27 protein-coding genes are annotated in these 19264 nt (G+C 55.7%); 4 read left to right on the top strand and 23 right to left on the bottom strand.

Translation table 11 applies throughout. The features are described 5' to 3' along the window. From G463_RS0114650 to G463_RS22475, 3 genes are all read left to right on the top strand, one after another. On the top strand, nt 1-222 hold a 222-nt coding region (locus G463_RS0114650; RefSeq protein ID WP_156900237.1), incomplete at its 5' end, for a transposase. Nucleotides 223-652: 430 nt separating this feature from the next. Continuing rightward, the gene (locus G463_RS0114645) at nt 653-841 is read left to right on the top strand and encodes a hypothetical protein (protein ID WP_156900236.1); all 189 of its coding nucleotides are present in this window, start codon (nt 653-655) and stop codon (nt 839-841) included. A gap of 55 nt (nt 842-896) precedes the next feature. Then, nucleotides 897-1598, top strand: a complete 702-nt coding sequence (locus G463_RS22475; RefSeq protein ID WP_026975769.1) for a DUF4367 domain-containing protein — start codon at nt 897-899, stop codon at nt 1596-1598. Nucleotides 1599-1636: 38 nt separating this feature from the next. Here G463_RS22475 and G463_RS0114635 read toward each other — a convergent pair whose 3' ends face one another. The 4 genes from G463_RS0114635 to G463_RS0114620 all read right to left on the bottom strand — a co-directional run bounded on the left by G463_RS0114635 (nt 1637) and on the right by G463_RS0114620 (nt 4352). Continuing rightward, nucleotides 1637-2182, bottom strand: coding sequence for a hypothetical protein (locus tag G463_RS0114635; protein ID WP_026975768.1), 546 nt, complete (start codon nt 2180-2182; stop codon nt 1637-1639). 216 nt (nt 2183-2398) lie between these two features. After that, nucleotides 2399-2911 carry a hypothetical protein gene (locus tag G463_RS22970; RefSeq protein ID WP_026975767.1) on the bottom strand — a complete coding sequence of 171 codons (513 nt, stop codon included), beginning with the start codon at nt 2909-2911 and terminating at the stop codon, nt 2399-2401. Nucleotides 2912-3019: 108 nt separating this feature from the next. Continuing rightward, nucleotides 3020-3859 (bottom strand): hypothetical protein, encoded by an 840-nt coding sequence (locus tag G463_RS0114625; protein WP_026975766.1) that lies wholly within the window; start codon nt 3857-3859, stop codon nt 3020-3022. Beyond that, nucleotides 3840-4352, bottom strand: coding sequence for an RNA polymerase sigma factor (locus tag G463_RS0114620; protein WP_026975765.1), 513 nt, complete (start codon nt 4350-4352; stop codon nt 3840-3842). Before G463_RS0114620 ends, G463_RS0114625 begins: the two co-directional genes overlap by 20 nt. A 332-nt stretch (nt 4353-4684) precedes the next feature. On the opposite strand from G463_RS0114620, the gene G463_RS0114615 reads away from it, so the two are divergent. Further along, nucleotides 4685-4942: a helix-turn-helix domain-containing protein gene (locus tag G463_RS0114615; protein ID WP_026975764.1), complete on the top strand. Its 258-nt coding sequence runs from the start codon at nt 4685-4687 to the stop codon at nt 4940-4942. Between the two features lie 17 nt (nt 4943-4959). Here G463_RS0114615 and G463_RS0114610 read toward each other — a convergent pair whose 3' ends face one another. The 19 genes from G463_RS0114610 to G463_RS20620 all read right to left on the bottom strand — a co-directional run. Further along, a complete protein-coding gene (locus G463_RS0114610) occupies nt 4960-5448 on the bottom strand; it encodes a hypothetical protein (protein ID WP_026975763.1) in 489 nt (162 codons plus the stop codon). 2 nt (nt 5449-5450) lie between these two features. Beyond that, complete coding sequence (locus G463_RS21920) at nt 5451-6494, bottom strand: peptidoglycan-binding protein (protein WP_026975762.1); 1044 nt, start codon at nt 6492-6494, stop codon at nt 5451-5453. Nucleotides 6495-6499: 5 nt separating this feature from the next. After that, a complete protein-coding gene (locus G463_RS0114600; protein ID WP_026975761.1) occupies nt 6500-6757 on the bottom strand; it encodes a hypothetical protein in 258 nt (85 codons plus the stop codon). Next, the gene (locus G463_RS0114595; protein ID WP_026975760.1) at nt 6723-7043 is read right to left on the bottom strand and encodes a DUF1003 domain-containing protein; all 321 of its coding nucleotides are present in this window, start codon (nt 7041-7043) and stop codon (nt 6723-6725) included. Before G463_RS0114595 ends, G463_RS0114600 begins: the two co-directional genes overlap by 35 nt. Before the next feature lie 4 nt (nt 7044-7047). Further along, nucleotides 7048-7350 carry a hypothetical protein gene (locus tag G463_RS0114590; protein ID WP_026975759.1) on the bottom strand — a complete coding sequence of 101 codons (303 nt, stop codon included), beginning with the start codon at nt 7348-7350 and terminating at the stop codon, nt 7048-7050. Between the two features lie 112 nt (nt 7351-7462). Further along, complete coding sequence (locus tag G463_RS0114585) at nt 7463-9937, bottom strand: glycosyl hydrolase family 18 protein (RefSeq protein ID WP_026975758.1); 2475 nt, start codon at nt 9935-9937, stop codon at nt 7463-7465. Continuing rightward, the gene (locus G463_RS23230; protein ID WP_051322331.1) at nt 9934-10581 is read right to left on the bottom strand and encodes a hypothetical protein; all 648 of its coding nucleotides are present in this window, start codon (nt 10579-10581) and stop codon (nt 9934-9936) included. Before G463_RS23230 ends, G463_RS0114585 begins: the two co-directional genes overlap by 4 nt. Further along, nucleotides 10574-10759 carry a hypothetical protein gene (locus G463_RS0114575; protein WP_026975757.1) on the bottom strand — a complete coding sequence of 62 codons (186 nt, stop codon included), beginning with the start codon at nt 10757-10759 and terminating at the stop codon, nt 10574-10576. The genes G463_RS23230 and G463_RS0114575 overlap by 8 nt, the downstream gene beginning before the upstream one ends. A 12-nt stretch (nt 10760-10771) precedes the next feature. Continuing rightward, the gene (locus G463_RS20625; protein WP_051322330.1) at nt 10772-12157 is read right to left on the bottom strand and encodes a phage tail protein; all 1386 of its coding nucleotides are present in this window, start codon (nt 12155-12157) and stop codon (nt 10772-10774) included. A gap of 6 nt (nt 12158-12163) precedes the next feature. Beyond that, a complete protein-coding gene (locus tag G463_RS0114565; protein WP_026975756.1) occupies nt 12164-13153 on the bottom strand; it encodes a hypothetical protein in 990 nt (329 codons plus the stop codon). Next, nucleotides 13153-13989, bottom strand: a complete 837-nt coding sequence (locus G463_RS0114560) for a distal tail protein Dit (protein ID WP_026975755.1) — start codon at nt 13987-13989, stop codon at nt 13153-13155. Before G463_RS0114560 ends, G463_RS0114565 begins: the two co-directional genes overlap by 1 nt. Beyond that, nucleotides 13986-16199: a phage tail protein gene (locus G463_RS0114555; RefSeq protein WP_026975754.1), complete on the bottom strand. Its 2214-nt coding sequence runs from the start codon at nt 16197-16199 to the stop codon at nt 13986-13988. The genes G463_RS0114560 and G463_RS0114555 overlap by 4 nt, the downstream gene beginning before the upstream one ends. Before the next feature lie 189 nt (nt 16200-16388). Next, nucleotides 16389-16775: a hypothetical protein gene (locus tag G463_RS0114545; protein WP_026975752.1), complete on the bottom strand. Its 387-nt coding sequence runs from the start codon at nt 16773-16775 to the stop codon at nt 16389-16391. After that, on the bottom strand, nt 16772-17287 hold the full coding sequence (locus tag G463_RS0114540; protein ID WP_026975751.1) for a hypothetical protein: 516 nt from the start codon (nt 17285-17287) through the stop codon (nt 16772-16774). The genes G463_RS0114545 and G463_RS0114540 overlap by 4 nt, the downstream gene beginning before the upstream one ends. A 50-nt stretch (nt 17288-17337) precedes the next feature. Continuing rightward, entirely contained in the window at nt 17338-17535 is a 198-nt protein-coding gene (locus tag G463_RS0114535; RefSeq protein WP_026975750.1) for a hypothetical protein, read from the bottom strand. Beyond that, complete coding sequence (locus G463_RS0114530) at nt 17532-17954, bottom strand: hypothetical protein (protein ID WP_026975749.1); 423 nt, start codon at nt 17952-17954, stop codon at nt 17532-17534. Before G463_RS0114530 ends, G463_RS0114535 begins: the two co-directional genes overlap by 4 nt. Then, nucleotides 17944-18453: an HK97 gp10 family phage protein gene (locus G463_RS0114525; protein ID WP_035487441.1), complete on the bottom strand. Its 510-nt coding sequence runs from the start codon at nt 18451-18453 to the stop codon at nt 17944-17946. The genes G463_RS0114530 and G463_RS0114525 overlap by 11 nt, the downstream gene beginning before the upstream one ends. A 2-nt stretch (nt 18454-18455) precedes the next feature. After that, nucleotides 18456-18944, bottom strand: coding sequence for a hypothetical protein (locus G463_RS0114520; RefSeq protein WP_156900234.1), 489 nt, complete (start codon nt 18942-18944; stop codon nt 18456-18458). Between the two features lie 69 nt (nt 18945-19013). Further along, on the bottom strand, nt 19014-19264 hold a 251-nt coding region (locus tag G463_RS20620; RefSeq protein WP_035487439.1), incomplete at its 5' end, for a transposase.

The raw sequence follows: 19264 nt of genomic DNA, 5'->3' as shown, positions 1-19264 counted from the left end.
CGGATGGCACGGAAGCTGATGACCAAACGAGGGCGGGCGATATACGCCAAGCGGAAGGTCATCGTGGAGCCTGTGTACGGCCACATCAAGGCGTGCATGGGGTTTGTTCGCTTCTCCTTGCGTGGGCTGGCTAAGGTGCGAGGGGAATGGTCCTTGGTAGCGATGTGCCACAACCTCCTGAAGATATTCCGGTATGGACGGTCCAAGCCGGCCACCGTGTAACTCCGATGTGGCGGACATAGGACATACAGGACAAGAGCCGCGAACCCAGTCGGCGCCAACATTCACCATTACCACAAGACACCCAGGAGCGTGCCCTTCGGTCGATTACTCGGACACGCTCCTAGTACCATTTGAAAAATACGATAGCAACCGAGACGACTTGAAACATTTCCACGGAGTCGCGCGTCAAGTAGGGGTGAAGGCATAAGAGGTGATCATGATGGGAATCGGGATTCGAATCGGACCATTTTGGATCTCGTCCAGCGGCCGCAGGAAACGAAAATCATCAAATCGCTGTGCTCGGTGCTTCCGGCAGAGGATGCCTCGACATAAACTGTGCGATGTGTGTGACTATCGGGTTCGCGAGGAGATGAATCAAAGGGCCTCCGTTGCCATTGAGAAGTACACGAGCGCGCAAGAGACAGATGACTTGAAACAACGCATCGAACTGCTGAAAGAGGCCATGCGAAATTTCAAACGTATCAATGCCATGAGGCGTTACGGGTACCAAATGGACGTCAAAAGGAAGCCAGCAGGGATTTGGATTGAAGACATCCGACGAGAGATTGCGGAAGCACGCAGGGAAGCACGTATAGCGAGAAACACGTCCAAACAGTGAAACATTTTGACGTTGTTGCGCGTCTGATAATTGTAAACCTAAGGAGGTGTCCAAGATGCAACCAGAAGGCAACGTCGTTCGATGGCGAACCATCCTTACGTCCGTTGGAGTAGCGGCCGCTGCAGTCGCCGTCTGCACCGGCGCGGTCCTACTCGCTCCACATCACACAAATGCTGATCAGAAAATCGTTGTGGCTGCTACTCAAAATACGGGTTCCAATGCGTCAAACAGCATTGGCCAAATACCTACTGTACCTGAGCCACATGTCACTCCGCCGACGGATTATGTTGCGGTTCCCGTGTCATCAACGTCTGATTCGGAAACTCCCCCTCGCGATCCAGTTCTCTTGAATGGGATGGATGCCATTAAACAGGCCAAATTCAAAGTAAAAGTCCCCTACATTCCGAAAGGGTACAAATTGGATTCCATCCAGTTGGAAAAATACAGCGAAAGCGACCAACGCCTCACTGAAAAAATGACGAATTCAAATGGCGGCGAGATTTTAATTAGCACTGTGTACATCAAAAGTCCTACTTTATTCCATGTTGTGAACTATCACAAGACCACGTTTGACGGAACGACGATCCAGATCATTCAATGGGACAGTAACGGTCACGCATATTGCTTCATAAAAGACGGCCTGTTGTACCGGATTGATTCAGGGATAATTAACGGTCCCAATTTTCTGCCGAAAGATGATATCGTGAGTTGGCAAGTCATTGACTCCCTGATCAAAGGAACAAAAACGTACAATTAAGCGAAGGCCCCATCCAATAAAGGACGGGGCCTTCGCTTTTAACACGTCCGATTCAGTTTGATTCCCCAGGCGGTGCACGAAGATCCTTGCCTGACCCCCGTGTCAATGAACCCATACGTTCCAGGAGGGTCTATCAGCGACCACCATTTATTGTCCTCAAGGTATGCGTATGCAATCATCAGGTATTTGTACGTGTCCCCAGGCGCTCCTGTGGGTGTGGCGAAGTACGTTCCGGACTGCATCGTCCACTTATAGTTCCCCGCCTGATCGAACACATCCAGGGCCTTTTGGGTTTGAAAAACATAGTACGTTTGTGTGGGGAACTGTGAGCCTACAAAATCTATCGTGTAAAAACAGTAATCAATCGCAGCCAATGAATCCGTCGCAGCGATGTATCCATTCACAGGGAACGTGCCATTGTGGAGGATACCCACGTACACATACGAGATTCCGTTGTCCTTAAAAATTTGCGGCGAATCATAGACGTTGACAGTAGTGCTTCCGGGATGCACGGACCACTTGTTAGTCGTGTAGTTCACAAACGCTTCACCAGGGTTGAGCGTTCCGACAACTGTATATGACATGAAAACATCTCCCTTTTGAAACGAATTAACTAACCTAAAGAGAGCAAAGACACCACGTAAGCGCTTCGTGTTCAGTGTGTTGCCATTACACATCCACCCTTTCGTGTTTTATGTGCCTTGATTATGCGCCTATTGTGGATGTCGAAAGTGCCAAGAAAGTCTAAAAAAACTCGGCGTGGTGCGCATGAAAAAACCGCCCCTAAGGACGGCATGTGGTTAATTCAGTCCATAATCGAGGACGGCGTTCGGGCCGAGTCCGTAGGTTGCGGCCTGGGAGTCAATAAACGTGTCTGCTCTCACCCAACCAGAGCCAAGATTGTAGAAGTCAATGGACATATAACCTACATTGCTCAAACCGCGATCCATCGTATTTCCCGGAAGGAGGGCAACGTGGTATCCGGCGGGAATTGAACCAACTTTTGTTCCGCTAGAGTCGTATAGATTCGTGGTGTGACGAATTGCGTACACCGGACAATTAGTGTACCCATCAATGGTATCCCGGTAATTCGGATAGTTCCTTACACCGGATACCTTTGATCCATCAATCCAGCCGTATGTCGGAAATGACGTGTGGTAAAAAGCAACCTGGAAGTTATTGGGGTATATCTCTGTATCGTAGACAGGGATTGCTGAACTGCCTGGGTTACAAACCCATTCAGTATAAGCCATATCACCACCAATGCCAACACACATTTCACCTGGATCAATGTAGCCAATGATCGAAGCCATACTGTCCCTCCTATAAAATTTGTTGATCACAGCATAGCCTCTATAAACGTTCACTAACTGCAAAAAAAGTCACCAAAAAGTCCATCGGGCGCGCCCGATGGACTGAATTCAGTTTGCAGTTGAACTAACTTTCGGGACATCAGAAAGTTGAATCCGACCATCAAACAGCAAATCGTTCCATTCTCGCAATGTATTTGCTGCTTGTGCGGCCTCTGTATTGTTGCTAGGGTCACGTTCAGGGTCTCCTTCTAATTTCCCGTGATTTCGTGGGTCATAATAGTTAATCGCCTGCTGATAAGCCCGATTTATTGAATCCAGAATGGCCCAATCGTCACGGAATGAGGCTACATGGGTATTCGGATCGATGTAAATGAACCTGGTAGAGTAATCTTTCATGGGTTTCGCAGGGATCTCAGCCAACTCCGAACCAAAAAGCTGCTTGAACTTGCCGTAATCCGACTGCAAGTAGCTTTCCATTGATGAATTAAATGACTGGCCATTGACTAACGTATTGCTGGAGAACGAATAATTACCTTCCCCGATCTTTTCACTTGCACCGTAGGCCCAGGCATCCAGGACACCGATGCTATGGGTCAGCAACGTGTGCAGTTGTGTCGCCTTTTGCCCCCATTCGTCTGTTACCTTCTGCAATCTGGTTGTAGCCGCTTGAAGTTGTTCGGAATTCTGCTGGTTTGCAGGGGTAACAGAATGTTGCCGCCACGCACCAGAGTGCTGTTCAATGGCAAAGAACACAAAGCCCGTAACCACTAGCGTAGCACCCGCCACCAGAACGTTGGTCAGTAAATGGGGAAACCGGCGAGTAAGAGTCGTGGATTCGGCTTCGACCCGTTTCAATTCGTTCAACATTTTCGCTTTTTCCTCCACGCTCAATGTAAACTTTGGCAAATCTCGAAACCCCTTATCTTCGTTAGAATCCAGCCAATCCATGCTCAATACCCCTTTCCGCAATCTGCTTTTTTGCGGATTTCAATGCTCGATGCAACGTGACCCGTACCCGACTGGACGTCCAACCCAGAGCCTGTGCTGTCTCATTACTGGACATCCCAAGAACCTCTCGACAGACAATGACGGCTCGATATTCCGGTTTCATATCGTCGAGGATGCTGAACAGTAAGGCACGGATTTCTTGTCTCTCGGCGGACTGCTCCGGGGATTCCATGGATGAAACCAGTTTGTTAAAAAGTGAATCTGTCGTCGCCACTTCGCGTTTTTTACTTCTCAGGTGTGACAAAGCAACATTTCGTGCAATGGCAAACAACCAGGATTTCGGATTACCTTCCTGTCTGAATTTGTGGATTCCTCGTATCGCCAACACGAAGGTGTCCTGCGTTAGGTCTTTCGCCAGTTCGGCATCTTTCACCATGTACACGAGGAAAGAGTAAATATCGTCCGCGTACAAGTTGAACCATTCTTCAATCATCGCGACCCCCCCGAGATGTTCTAATCAGTTGACGCTCGAACATCAAAAGCGTTACAGTTCACAGACCTAAAAATCGCCCAATCTATTGCTATATAAACATAGATATGGTGCAATAAAGGCAAGGAAGTGGTCAACTTGAAACCCGAAGGGATGAATGAATATGCTTGGGGCGATCTCGGATTTGTTGGTCCGTATCGGATGGCTGATTGCACTGACGACCGTTGGTGTATCATTGTGGGGAGCTGTCCCACTGTGGGCCAATGCCACCCTGGGAGCGCTGTGCATAGCCAGCAGTGTGGCCACAATACAACACATCCGAAAGAGGAGATAATGTGTACTTGCAGTTCAACTCCAAGGCAGACTTCGTGAAATGGGCACAGGAGAATATCCTAACGCCCCAGGAAGTCACGGAGATCCTGCATTGCTCACCGCAGGCGATAAGGCAGTCTGTTCAAAATGGAAAACTGCAGCCTCTCAAAAAGCATGAACGGACCACTCTGTTCTTGCGGGAAGATGTTGAAAGGCGCGGTGAGGAACTTCAGGAACTGCGCGAAAAGTACCGGCCATATGATACCCCCGGCCCGAAGTAAGGCCGGGGTATCTTTGTTTAGGCGGTTGCCTGCCCGGTCTGCGCCTGTGTCTCAGCCGAGGTCTGTACGGGATCACCCGTGGATTCAGCTGCAGACGATGTAACAGTCTCAATGTGATGCGCCCGGACATAGGAGTTGATGAACGAAAGTACCAACCCCTCGACATCGGTGCCCGCGGACTTCAGGACGCCCGCGAATGCTGCGCCCTGGTCCAGCACGGCCTGCAGCGCTTCCTTCCGGACCGTATCCGCAAGGTTCTTGTTCCATACCCCGTTTGCCTTGGCGTCGGCCACAATCTTCTGATTGAAGTCCTCCACCACGGCTTCAGCGATCTGCTGCAACTTGTCCACGGCATTTGACGCGGTTTCAGCGATCTTAGCATCGGTGTGCGCGGCAAGATACGCCTTGACGTGATTCGATACCCAAGCAAGGGACGCTGTGATCGCCGCAACCAGAATCCCAGAGAGTGCCTGAACAACTTCCGTCTCGATCGTATCGAAATTCATAGTCATTTAACCCCCTTCAGGATTTGTTCGGCCTGTGCAATCAGCGACAGTGCCTGATTGATTTGGGACTGTGTTGTAGACTGCGTTGTGGTTGTCGGTGCTGGGTTGGATTCCGACTGCAAAGCCTTCTGGATGGCCGCCTGCGTCTGCGGGCCAACTACGCCGTCCACGTACTTACTGCCGAGGTATTTCAACTGGAACGACTTGACCGCGGCTTCAGTTGCGGCGCCGAATATACCATCGACGGCCAGCTTCAGACCGAGAATCTTGTTGAGGTCCTGCTGCAAGATCTTCACGGCTTCGCCGGTGCTGCCCACTGTCAACACGTTCGTCACCTCCTTTACCTGCCCGCCAATGACGGCCTCCCACATGGCGGTGGTGCAATGTTGGTAGTCCCAAAAAGAAACGCCGGGGAGACCGGCGCAGGCGTTGATGAACGTTTGAATTTGGGATGGTGTCACCATCCCATAGGATTGGCCAATCGGCACAATCGGGACACCGAACTTGCGGTAGTATGCGAGGCTCGTTTGCACGGCGGTGGCCGGTGCAAGGCCGAGGTCGCCCCAATACACCTGCGGCATCGTGAAGTCCGCGTGCTTGCTGAACACCGAGAACGGGAACCCAGGGTGGTACTGCGGCAGCGCAAATGACGTATACCCCACGGGCTTGCCTTTCGCACCCGCCTTGATGGCGCTCATGAGTTGGTCGGCCGCATTCCACATGGCCCCCCGGTCGAATTCCGTTTCCACATCCGCAACGTAAAAATCCGCGCCCAATTCGAGCACGGTGAGGGCTTGCCGGACTTCTACCGCTGGGTCTCGGCCGTAGCAGTAGCCCCAAGCACCTGCTTTCATGCCGGCATTGTGGACGACATTGATGAGCGACGCAGAAAACTGGCTCCACCAACTGGTTCCGTCATGTGCCTTAACAATCAGCGCCCCAATTCCGGCCTTCCTTGCTTGAGCGATGATGGACGACACATTGCCGCCCTCGCACTGTGACAGCTGCCAGATCCACATGGACTTTCCTTGCCATGGCTCACTCACCTTCCTCACCTCCTTTCAAGGCGCCGCTCCAGTGCCTGCAACCGCTTGTCCATCTGCCGATGCCAGCGGAAGTTAATCACCTCACCCACCAGCCAGACCGTGACGATGACACCAATGATCAGCGCATTAGTCCGGACGGCTGGCGGCTGGCGAAATAGCCAGTAGACCCCGGCTGCGACGCCAAGGTACAGGAAATCGTGCAGCGTCGCCCACGCAAAATTCAGCACGTCAATCAGACGAATTGGTTTGTCCTTCTTCGTCATCGTCACCCCCTTTCGCCGCAATCAACGCGGCCAGCATGTGGGATGTCGCCTCAAGCAGGTGAAGCATGTACTTCTCCTGCTCCTTCTGTGCGACACTCGTAGCGGTCGCCTGGATGCCCGCCAGCGCCGACATGACCAAATTGAGCGCCATGAACGGCGCCGGGTCGAACTTCCAAGGTGAGAAGCTGTTAAAGGCGATCCAGAACCCGATCAGCCCAAAGAAAAAGGCCACGAAGGATGGGCTCGTCATCCATCGGGCCAGCAATTTGATGCCTCGGTTATACATCGGATCACCTCCAGGCGTGTGCGATCAGCGCCCCACACACAGCCCCGACCAAACCACCGAGCGGCAGCGTCAAAAGTACGCCCCACGGTGGCAAGGAGTTCAGTGCCTTGCTTGTTACGCCATTCAGCAGGTCTTTGATCTCACTGAAGTGTTGAGCGTTTTCCAATTGGATGTCACCGATCTTTGCTTTGATGTCTCCTACGTCTCCTCGCAGTTCTTTCACATCGGCCTGCAGTTGGTCGTATTGGCGTTGGAGGGCGGCAATATCACGTTCCGCCCTGGCCATGCGCACCGATAAGTCTTCCATATGCGCCACCTCCAGTCTTGTTTGCAAATCACCATTAGTGGGTACACCAATCGCCCAGCCTGCAATCCACCTCCTTTCCCCGAGGATGAAAAAACCGCCGGATGAGCGGCGGTTACCATTGGTCCGGTATTTGGTTAAATATTCGCGGGTCCTCAAGCCCAAGTTGCCACATGGCCACCCCAGCCAGCCCGTACTCCAATGTGGCCTGTTGCCACCAATACGAAAACACGTTCATATCGCCGTAATAGGCGATGCTGGCCCCGTCCTCATCGCACAAGAACACGCGTCTGGTCCACACACCGGCATCTGTCTGTTTTATCTGGATCTCCAGCGGACCCGACGTGGACACCGGGAAAGGCGCTGAATTGAAGTAGTCGTAGTCTGATGAGATGTCGATATTCGTGCCCGTTCGCGTGCTGTACTCCTCAACCCCATTCGGCACCTGAAAGTAGTTCCAAGGCTGAATCCATGTTGCCTGGGAATTACGCTGGATTCGCCCGATTTGCTGCGATCCGGCGGGCGTGACGATGGTAAGTGATTCCCGCGGCACGTACGTGTAGGCGTCCCCGGCCGTGAGTTGGGTGCAGGACATCGTGGCATTGGTCGCGTACAAACCGAACGTGTTGGACGTCTGCAAGCCCGACACGGCATTTCCGATTTTTTGCCCGTCCACGTATACGGTGTACGTGCCCTGTCTGCACCTTGCGCGAAGTTCGTGTGTCCCTGGCGTGACCTTTCCCATGGTTTGTCCATTGAACACGACTGTACCATCCGCCTTGATGCCGCATTTGTATGGCCCGATGATGATTCCCGCCTCACCATTTCCGGTGAACGAGAAATCCGCCCACACGCACAGGTCGGTGAATTGTGCGTATCCGATTTGCAGGGTGCCACTGCCAACGAGTGTCCCAGCATTCGGGAAAGTGCCCGTGACGGTCCAGGAACCGGTCATGTTGTACCACGAACCCAAAGACCCACCCGCGCCGGCTGTGTAACTGCTCCAATTGTCGGCCCAAACAGTCGCATACTCGGGCGGGTGTCGCAACACCTCCGTCGTCACCACATAGCCGTTCGCAGGCAGGACCATGTTTCCGTTGACGTCCTTCATTTTTTGTGGACGCATGTAAAACCAGCCCTGGCCACCATCCATCGTGAAGGAGAAGTCTGAACAGACAACAAATCCGTAAAGATCCGCACCGTATGCCGACGAACCTCCGTCGAAGGTCAGCGTGTGAGCCCCCGCAGAGAGGTACATAATCCCGACATCGAAGTAATGCGGCGTCCTTGCGAGTGGATACCACTGAGTTGGTTGAGTCGCCGTGAATGTCGTACCATCAACGTCCACCACCACCTTGTTCATCGTCCACCACGGGAAATTCACCACGAGGACGATGTGATAGGTTCCCGACGTTGGCACCGAGAAATTATAGGTTGCTGTTCCGGGCACCTCTTGGACAGTACTTTGCTTGCCGGTCGACGGGTCGGTGTAGGTGATGGTTTGAGGCTGCCGAGCCGAGACATAGGTACACTGCTGGCCGTTGAAGTACGACGTCCCCGTTACGATGGCTCCATTGTCGCTCGCGTTGGTCGACGACGGTGCCCACATTGCGGCCACCTGTCCGGTGATGGTCGCCTTCTGAATCAGGTTGTACGTGGTAAGGAGTTTGTCTCCGTTGTAGGTCATCGTGAGCGCTGGGCCATCCACGCGGGTGATGTCGTCGATCCGCTGCCAATCGTAGACGTGAAGGAACACATACGGCGTTTTTTCGGTTTCGTCCCAAAACGCGGCCCACGGGATATTCGGCTGGTTCCCGCCGTGTGTGTAAACGCCCAGCAGCCATGCCAGAATGGCATAGTAGGACTCCGAAATGCCGCGGTACTGCCCGGCCGGGACCGGCTCGAAAATTTGCCACCGGATGCCGTACATGCCGACGCCAAGGAAGATTTTCTCCGGTGGGATGCACGTCACGGCGTAATCGTACACGGCCTTGCCCCATGATGCCGGGGTAATGGCCGCGGGTGCGCTGCCGGACCAGGAGTAGCCGTAAGACATGATCGTGCAGGTGTCGAAGTACGGGGCCAGCTTCGCGTAGTCGCACCAGTACTCCCCACCGAGGGACTGCCCAGGGCCGGTGAGGCCGGGAAGGTCGATGTGCAGCAGTTTCCCTCGCGCGTGACACAGGTTGTACACGCGCTCGAAGAACGCCACGGCCTGGTCGGTATACTGTGAGCTTCCGCCTTGCTCAAAGTCCAAATCAATCCCGGCGGCCCAAGGGTACTGATCCAGGAGCGCTGCGATGTTATTGACCACCGTGTCCTGCAGTCCGCCTTGGTTCGTCCAGATCGCCGACAGGTCCCCGGTGCTGAAATTGCCGCCCAAGGCTTGTACGGTAAGCAGCCATTTTACCTGTGGATACGTCTGCGCAGTGCTGATCTCGGTTTGGGTCATGGTGTTTTTAATGGACCCGTCTGTGTTCACTGAGAACTCGAACAGCCCCACTTGGTAGAACTTCTTGGCCATGGTGGCCATCTCGGTATTGGCACGGCCGAGGTAGCTGGCCACCCATGTCATGAACTTCCCGCTCACCATGTCACCCCCGATAGGCACCATTCCTCGATCTCGAAGATGAACTGTCCAGCGTCCGTATTGCCCTGCGACACCGAGTAGATCACGTCCCCATACGGACAGGTGAGGAACGCTCCGGCCCATTCCGCTCCATCGTTCGTCTGATCGCCATTGAACGTGACCTGGTGGGTGGCCGAGTTCACCTGCACCACATCGCCCGGCTCCGACCACTGCGCGTAGTACCATCTCCGAGAGCCAGAGTAGGTTTCGATCACCAGCTGGTTTCGCCGCTCATTGATAGCCGTGTTGGTCAGATCAAGCCCTGTCGTCGCGGGCTTTTGCGGCGGCTGGTAGATATTCACGGCGTTGTTATCCGGCGATGTCATGGTCATGCCGCCCGTGTTCGGGATGATCACATACGCACTCCCGCGGATCACACAGTTGTAATGCTTCTTCGGGACGATGTTCCCGTTCTGGTCCCGCGGCCGGATGAGCATTTCCTCGGAGCTCGGCGCCCATCCCGTGATCATTCCACCGTCCTGCAACATGATGTCGGTCACCCAGATGTCCCCAGTGGCGTTGGCGATGATGAACTCCACATCGATGGATTCCACCGGCTTGTTCGCCTGTACCTTCGCCGTGTATCGCATGAACGGGTTAGACATTGTCGAAGGACCACCTTATCTCGGCAGGGTGCCCTACCCAGGTCGTGGCCACCGAGCCGCCCTGGAACATGATGTCGGTTACCCAAATGTCCCCGGTGCAATTTGTGATGACCAATTCCACCGTGATCGATTGGACGTCTTGGCCTTGCAGCTGAAAGGTTTTTGCCCATTGCTCCATGCGCCATCGCCCCTATGCCAACGCGAAGAATTGCGTCTCACTGGTTCCGTCTTTGTATTTGATGGTGATCTGGAATCCCACCTGTCCGCCGCTTTGCTTTTGGATGTTATCCAATTCCACCTGTGCCGACAGCGTGTACTCCGAACGACTGGCCGGGTAGATGGTCTGCGACAGTGTCTTGCTGGCGTTAGGCGCCCCCGTAGCGTGGAAGGACGACGTACCGGACACTCCCTTGGTGTTGTCCACGTCCCAGCCGTTAGAGATCCAATATGCTAGCCCGTCGTCGGCTCGGCTGTTGAACAGGTCATTGAACATGACCACATCCTGCATGGCCTGGTTGATCGCGTCCGTCACGTTCGCAACGCCGCCTCCTGCCCACAGGTTGGTCAGCTGGTCGGCCAACGTGTACAGCGCTGTATCCAGTTGAACCGTGCTGTTCCAGGGTTCCAAGACGTTGTAATTCCGTTGCGCCACGCGGGCCTTGAGATTCATCCCAAGCAGTTGGTCGTACACCGTAACGACGTCTCCCAGCGCCGGAACGTCCATATCCTGTTCGATGATGACGCCCATGTCGTACGTGATTTTCGGCATGGACAAGGTGGCCAGTTGTTGCTGCGCCCACTGCATCAGGTACGATGGGTTGCCAATCTGGTCGTTGGTCAACGTCTGAGATTTGACCTGCCGCGGCTTGCCCGTGCTGTCGTACCACTGGTAGTTCTCGATGTACGGCACACCGTTGTTCACCGACGAGATGTCCAAATTGTTGGTGCCATACGGGTACAGGCGCGTGACCAGATAGCGGGTGTCGATGACCCGCTTGTTGCTTTTGAGGTTCTTGCCATAGGCGAACAACACGCCCTTTTCCGACCCGACCTGCTGGAGCAGGTGAACCTTCCGGTTGATGCTGTCGAATTGCAACTCCCCGCCGTATACGGTCGGGATCTGCCGGATGGCGGCCAACGGGTTCGTCGGCTGTGTAATGGAAAAGTCCCCTGGCGTTGTGATCTCCACAGTCCCAACGGTGAAATCTGTGCTTTGCAGGATGGCCTGCATTACCACTGCAGGGCCGACAGACTGGTAGTTCAGGGTTTGAATCGGGTCGTACTCGGCCAGGTCGTACCACACTGCCTCGCACGTCACATCGACCGTTGGGATGCCCTGCCCGGAATCCCACCCGCTTTGGATGATTCGGATGACAAACTCGCTACCACCCACCTGGACGTGCAATTCGTTGTCCAGCACGGCGACCTTCGGGTCATCCAACGGGAGCGAGAAGGTGAGCGTTTCCTGACCGTTTGTGTCCGTGATGAGTTGGTCCGTGATGACCACGTTGAACGCTTTATCCAGGATGGCCAGTAAGGTTCCGCTACGGTCAAGCAACCTCGGATAGTTCTGCACGCTGCATCACTCCTCAGTGCCCCATAACATCACACCAACAGTTGCTGCGGCGCTGAGATTGACGCCGATCGCTTGCCCAGCGCTGCCAGGCATCCAGATGTTCTCGAAATTCACCACGACCGGAATACCGGCCACAAGCGGAAGTTGGGGACCGACAGCTGTGCCAGCAGCCGTGAATTGCACCGTCACCGTACCGCTTGCGATTAGGAAGAAACCCCGAATGGCAACCGTCTTGCCGCTTGCAGGCGTCCAAACAGTCGTGTTACCAGAAGCGGTTGCGGTCGCAGAATGGAAATACCTCGCGTTCCTTACGCGCGAGGCCGTTCCATCGCCGTTGTACAACCAAGGCAGAGCCGATACAGCAAGCGGATACCCCACTGACGGGAGCGCCTTGGAATCGGCGTTGTACCCCATTGCAGCGAGCGCGTTTCCCGCGGCTGAATCTCGGATACGGATGCTTGCCTGTTCTCCGCCGTTATCCAGCGGATTGAACGGGATGACTTGTCCGATAGTGTTAGTCCCGGCTGGAAGTGACCCGGACAACGACACATTCACGGTGCCGTTGACGCTGACTACGAGATGCCCCTGTGCATCCACAGCCACCGGTTGCAGCGTCCAGTACGTCACCTGAACGCCGGTCAAACTGGCGACCGAAGTCGTTAGGCCGCTGTCCTTGTAGAGCGGAATAACGCCCGTCTGTCCGTTGGCCTGGCCTGCGTACAGCGTATTGCCGCCTGAATCCTTGGCGGTGATGTCTTTCCCATTGATGAGGCGTTGCCGTCCGACGCCACCTGAATCGACGTACCAGTCATGAGTGGCGTCGATGATCGGTAGATTCGTCGCCTGAAAGTTGCCGCTGGCGTCCGTGTTCCCGGTCTCCGTTACCTGCACCGCTGCCCACAGGATTACGTCCTGCGCGTCGGCTGTGTCCTGGTATCCGACCACTGGCACGTTGTTTGCGCTCGAATCACGCCGGGTCGTGAACCCACCAGCCATCACAACCACCTCTCCGTGTAATCGAAGGTCACCGCTGCACCCGCGCCCATCGTGTCGAACTCAGTCACCGTGTTCGCGCCAGGAGAAAGCTGTGGGAAGTCGCCTTGCCAATACTGGAGCGCGTTCTGACCATTGAGCGTGACTGTGTAATTCCCGGTGTCGATGGCCACCGTGTCACCCGGCCCGATGTTTCCGGTGTACGTTACGGGCACGCCACTTATGGTCAACGTCACTCCCGCTGTCTGAGAAGCTCCACCCGCCGCTCCCAGGCTCGTCGCACCAAGCCCGGAGGCCTCGAATTCTGTGGAAGAGGTGGCTGGCGACTGAATCGTGATCTTGACCGGGCACGACGCCGTCCCATTGTTCGTGAGAACCGTCTGCCCTTGGTACGGCGCTTCCCATTCGATGCGCTGCGGTGTCGTGCTGTATATAAACGGGTCGGCGCACTTGAAACCGATCTGCACCTGTCCGATGAGCTTCTGGAAGGTGAGGAACGGTTGCTGTGCGCCGTTTCCCGTTGATGTGTACTTTGCCAGGTAGTACTTGTCCGGCTCATCATCGAAGATGAGTTGTTGATACCCTTTGCTCGGATCAATGGACGCGGCGAAGGCGTGCAATGCCGACAAAAGATCGGCTCTCGTATCCCCCACAGTGGCCAAAGTGACCGAAACGTAACGCTTGTCGTACTCGGTGCGGTAGTCGTACACACCAGGACGGCCGTAGATGACCTGTTCAATGTCCCGTGACTCCGGAACCAGTTCGATCTGCTTTTGTACGAGGTACAGTCCAAAGTCATTGGTATGTGCGCCACCAAAACTGAATCCAGGGAGCGTCATGAGCTTCGCACCCCCACTTGTCTGATCCCCATGCCGCGCAGCACGTTCTGGTTGGCGTTGTAGAGTCCCTGCTGGATTTTCTGGATGTCTTGGTCGTTGCGAACGGTCAAGTTCTCGATGTGCAGGAGCGGTCCGTTTACGGCATACCCGCCGCCAGTTACTGTTGCCGCAGCTGCACCCGCCGAACCCGGATTGACGTTTAAAAGCGCCCTCACGTTCGGATTCGTGACGGTGGTGGGCGGCGTCAATGCCTTGGACAACGCGGCCTGGACCATCGGCGTGTACTCCGTGATGCCCTGAGCAAACATCTTCATGAGGTTGGGAGCCCACACGTCCGCTTCGGCGCCCGGACCTTCCTCTGCCGGGCTATGAAACCCAAGGAACCGCGCCACCGCGTGCGCGACATTGCTGACCGCATTTCCGACTGCCCCCAGCATGCTGCTGATGCCGGACACGAATTCGCTGATGAGGTTCTTCCCCCATGAAAAAGCCTCGGACGCGAGGGACCCTAGCGCTGACCGGATATGGCCGGCTGCATTGCTTATGACGGACGTGATCCCGTTCCATGCGGACGAAGCCGCGGAACGAACAGCATTCCAGGCGGAACTAAGTACCGACCGCACCGCCGATGCACCAGAATCCACGACAGACCGCAGTCGACTCCACGCCGACGACACCGCGCTTGAGATGGCATTCCAGACCGCACTTGTCGTGCTTCGCACTGCATTCCACGCCGACGAGATGGCAGAATGGATGGCATTGAATACGCTCGATGCCGCGGAACGGAGGGCGTTCCATGCGTTAGTCAGGAATTGGCTGACTTCTCGCCAGTGCGTGATGATCAATACCGTGCCCGCGGCGACAGCAGCAACAATTAAGGTGATGATCGCCGTCACAGGATTGGACATCAACGCTACGAAAAATGCCCGCAGCGCGGCAATGGCCCCCGTGGAAAAGGCTCGAATGACGCCGAGCAAGGAGGTAAATCCACTACCCAACCCGGACAGCAATGGTGCCACCGTCTTCCCAACGTTGGCCAACACCTCGAATGCTTGCTGGACCGATTTGATTACGCTGGACACCGATTTGACCGCGTTTGAGACTGACGAAATTCCAGCGCCGAACAGCTTAAATGCACCAACGCCGGTTATGACGTACCCAACGAGCGCCGCCAATTGAGGGTGCGCAGTGAGCAATTGATTCACGAATGTCGCCAATGACAGCGCAGTTTGCAAGATTTGGTGGCCCAATGGTGCCCAGGCAACGAGCAGTCGTCCAGCGATAGACGCCAGCTGGCCGATGAGTTGCACCACCATAGGCCCGTTGGTCCGCACGTACGTCAAGAACTGCTGGAATCCTTGACTTGACTGTAGACTTGTGGCCCAGGCCGCAAATCGCTGCGTCAGCGTCAGCAATCCCTGCGCCATGCTTGTACTGAGCGGCTGGAACGCCATGAGCAAGGCGGCAAAGCCCTTGACCAGGTTCCCTATGGCCTCCCCAAAGTCCACAAGCATCGGCCGGGCGTTTGTTCCCAGGAACGTGAAGAATTGTTGCCAGAACGGGGAGCCGAGCGCCTTGGCTGCTTCGCTCTCCAGCTGCGTGAACGCCTGCGCGGCGGCTGTAATGATCGGTCGCATATCAGTCAATAGCTGCTGGAGCATCTTCAGGCCGTTGGTGAACATGTTCAGGACCGGGCTTTGGAAACTTTGTGTGAATCCCTTCCAGAACATTTCAAACTGGAGCAGGGATTGGGCTGCTTGGCGTTCTTGCGCGTCCAGTCCTTGTAAGCCTTTTTGACCCTGTTGGGTCGCAGTAATGACATCATGGATGGTCGGCACTGCGACCGCGGCCAAGCCACCGGCCCCTGCAACCGCTGCCGTAAAGGCGGATGCCAGTCCCATTGCACCTGCTGTCGCCGTGGCGAGAAGCGGGGAGAGGGCGGGTAACGCGGTAAGCAAAGCGCCGATGCCAAATCCGCCGCCCCCACCAGTTTCCTCGGTGCGCACGCGGATCTGCTTTTCTTCGGTCTCGGTATCGCGGGCCAGTTCAGCACGGGCCTCTGCGTCATCTATGCGGACGGTGATGACTTTGTCGCCCAGCTTCTTCGCATCCAGTTCGTCCAACCGAGCTTCTTCCTTGTCCAGTTCGGCTGCGAACTGTGCCGCATTGAGGATGAGTCTTATCACCAGACTCGTGTTGTCATCAGCCATGCTACCTCACCCCGATTCCCCAGGTGTTCTCACCCATCGGCTTCAGAAAATCAGCATTCTGCGCATTTACACGCTCCTGCTCCGCCATCCGATCGGCCCTGGCCTCAAGCAGATCAACAATGGACGCCCATGAAATGCGATCCCAAGCCGTCCGCGGCGTCCATCCATAGGTCTCAGCACAAAACTCAATCACTTGTTCGATTGGAGTACCGTCCCCTGGAGTGCTTTCTCCAGGGGCTGTATAAAAGTGCTCAGGCTATCCAGCCGGTTGAGTTTGGCGATAGCTTTGAAGGCTTCGACCAACTCCGGCAGTGTCGGCCCGTTCTCGGCATCCGTAAGCAATCCTTCTGGCAACGTTGGAACGAACGTTCGAACGAACGTTTCTACGGCCCCGCCGAATTGCGTCACAAGCAAAGTGATGGCGCTATCGACGTCCTTCACGTTGTCAGACTTAGACAGGGCATCAATCGCCCCGCTCAGTTGCTTTGCGAGGCTCACCAGTTTTCCGATGGGTACCGCCTTGGCAACGTACTCTTTTCCGCCCAGCACTACGGTTGCTGTAGGTTCAAGGCTCACGATGCGGCCACCTCACTCACTGTTCCGAATTCCTGCCCAGAAGGTTGTGTGAAATCCGGCAAGCATTCGAAAGTCACCTCAACGTAAGCGGGCTTGTCTTTGGCGACGGTGTACGAGCCCGACGCCATGGCCGTCGCTCTGTTTACCGTGAAGGTCCGAGTTTTTCCGTTCGGCCCCGGTCCAACGAACGTCAAGGTATGGTATTGAAACTTCGGTTGCGCACCAATGGCAAGCGTCTCCGCACCGCTCTGAGCGTCCGTTGTTGGCGAAGTTGGCTGGTTCCACGCGATCTGCAAGTTCTGCAACGTGGCTTCGGCCAGCTGCGTCTTGACCGTCATGGTGCGGTCGGTCAAGCCACGCGCAACGATGCCGATGTACTGGTCGATCTGGATGTCTGTATATTTGTCCTGAATTTGGATCTCGACGCCGCCAGAAGTCGCCCCGATGTCCTGACCGTCCACCTGGAACGAGGAACACGGGCCGATGATGATGTTCTGAGCATTGACTGGCACGACATGTCACTCCTTTCCCGGCATAAAAAGAGCCGCCTTATCGGGCGGCGTTACGGTTGGGTCTTCTGTTGGCCTTGCGCAGGTTGCGCCTGAGACTGGCTTGCGGTTGCTGCACCGGCCGCTCCCTCCTGCACTTCGACGATAGCGCCGGTCTTGAGCGCTCCGGATACATCCTCGGGATTGGCCATGAACACCGTGCCCGGCCCCAGGCTGATATTGTGCCGCTCTGTCACCACGTAGGTTTTCATGCGCTTGGTACACCTCCTGCCACAACGCGCTCGATAGCACGCACTGTTATCCCGAGCATGAGATACATTGTCCCTCCGTACTCGGCCATGCCGTATCGATACCCCGTCACACCACTGTTCTCGACAACCCCGCCGAGGCGCGGGTCGGCGTCAATGGCCTGCCTTAGCTTCTCAATCCACGGTTTGGCCGCGACGTCTGATTGCGGCGCGTCAGCCCGGCCGAAAAACACACGCACGTCGATGTCGTGCTGGATCGTGTATGTCACATCGCGGTCCCATGGAATACTGCCACCGGCCAGCCAATGCAGCACCGAAGGCAACGTCCCGATGGATTCCGGCAGATTTTCGTACACTTGCGCTTGCGGCATAACCTTCTTTTCGATGCCCGCAAGGGCGTGGATGATGTTCTCAACGGCCATAATTGTCCAGTGCCTCCTGTATGCGCTGCTTAACGATTTGGACGGCTTCCTGGCTTTTGGCCAGGTACGCCCGGCGCATGAAATGGATGCCCTTGGTTCCTCGCTTCCGCACTGCTAACCAACCGCGAATTACGAGTTGGCTATGTAGCGGCGTACCACGGCGCAACGACACCCCGGTTGCCCTGAACCCTTTGACCGTGGCCCACGAATCAAACGCACCAAGCGGAGCGATGTGGGGGCGTGTATCGTACTCGACGAATGGCGCATAGGGCGCCTCGGCGGACAGCGTTCCCGTGATGTTCCCGCCGTCCGGCGGCAGTACGTTGACATTCAACGACTGTGCCAGGTGCCCCGTGGCGTATCGCTCGGCGCGCATAATGCGGGCTGCTTCTGCCTGCATGATGTGCAGTCCAGTGCGCAGACCCTTGGCCCCGGCGTCCACCACCGCACGCGCCACTGCCTGTAAGTCCGGCATATGCTCGACACGAATCTCGCTCATCATCACACCCCCACCCGTCGACGCTGTTGGAGCATAGCCAGTACATCCTTAGGCGCAGCCTTGGTGTACTGGAGAATTCCAAAGTCCGTGGACCCTATCACATCCGAGTAGCCGCTGTCCTTTTCCTTCCACAGCCGCGCGGCCAAAATAGATGTGGAGCGTCGGATATCCGCGGGCATTTCATCGTCGGGATAGCCCCCGGCATATTCGACGGTTACGCGTACCCGCTGGAACCGCACCAACGGCGCCATGCCGCCCAGGTAGGCCCGTATAATGTACGAACCATCGTCCCACCAGATTTGATTCGCCGGGACGCTCCAGGCCGCATCAAACGGGTCGGTCTGATAAGTCAGCGAATACACTTGTTGCACCGGCGTATGGTCCACCGATAGCAAAATGGAGCCATCGTGGCTCACCTTGGCGATCCGGGTGATGGTCACCTGGTCGGTATACGCCCACCCGCCCGCGGGCGTGTACGTCAGCTGGTCCACCAATCGGCGATCAAGTCCGAGATTGTGTGTAAAATCCCGTCTCTGGTAGACGTCACAAAATGTTCACAGTCAGGCGTTTAGGATATGGAGCTTAGCTTGTTGGCCTGATTCTTGCTGCTGTTTCTTCCACTGCCAGTACTCGTCCATATTCAGGTAACGGTGTCCCGTGGTCCAGGCTTCGTCGATTTCCATCAGCAGCGCCCCCAACAGCCGGATAGCGGATTCTCGGTTCGGAAAGATGCGAATCACCCGTTCTCTGCGCCGGATTTCTTCGTTCAGCCGCTCCACACCATTCGTCGTCCGCAGCCGGCGACGGTATC

Origin of the sequence: Alicyclobacillus contaminans DSM 17975, assembly GCF_000429525.1 — a bacterium.
GTDB lineage: Bacteria > Bacillota > Bacilli > Alicyclobacillales > Alicyclobacillaceae > Alicyclobacillus_A > Alicyclobacillus_A contaminans.
The sequence above is the reverse complement of the archived record's forward strand: the minus strand, read 5'-3'. Positions and strand labels throughout refer to the sequence as shown.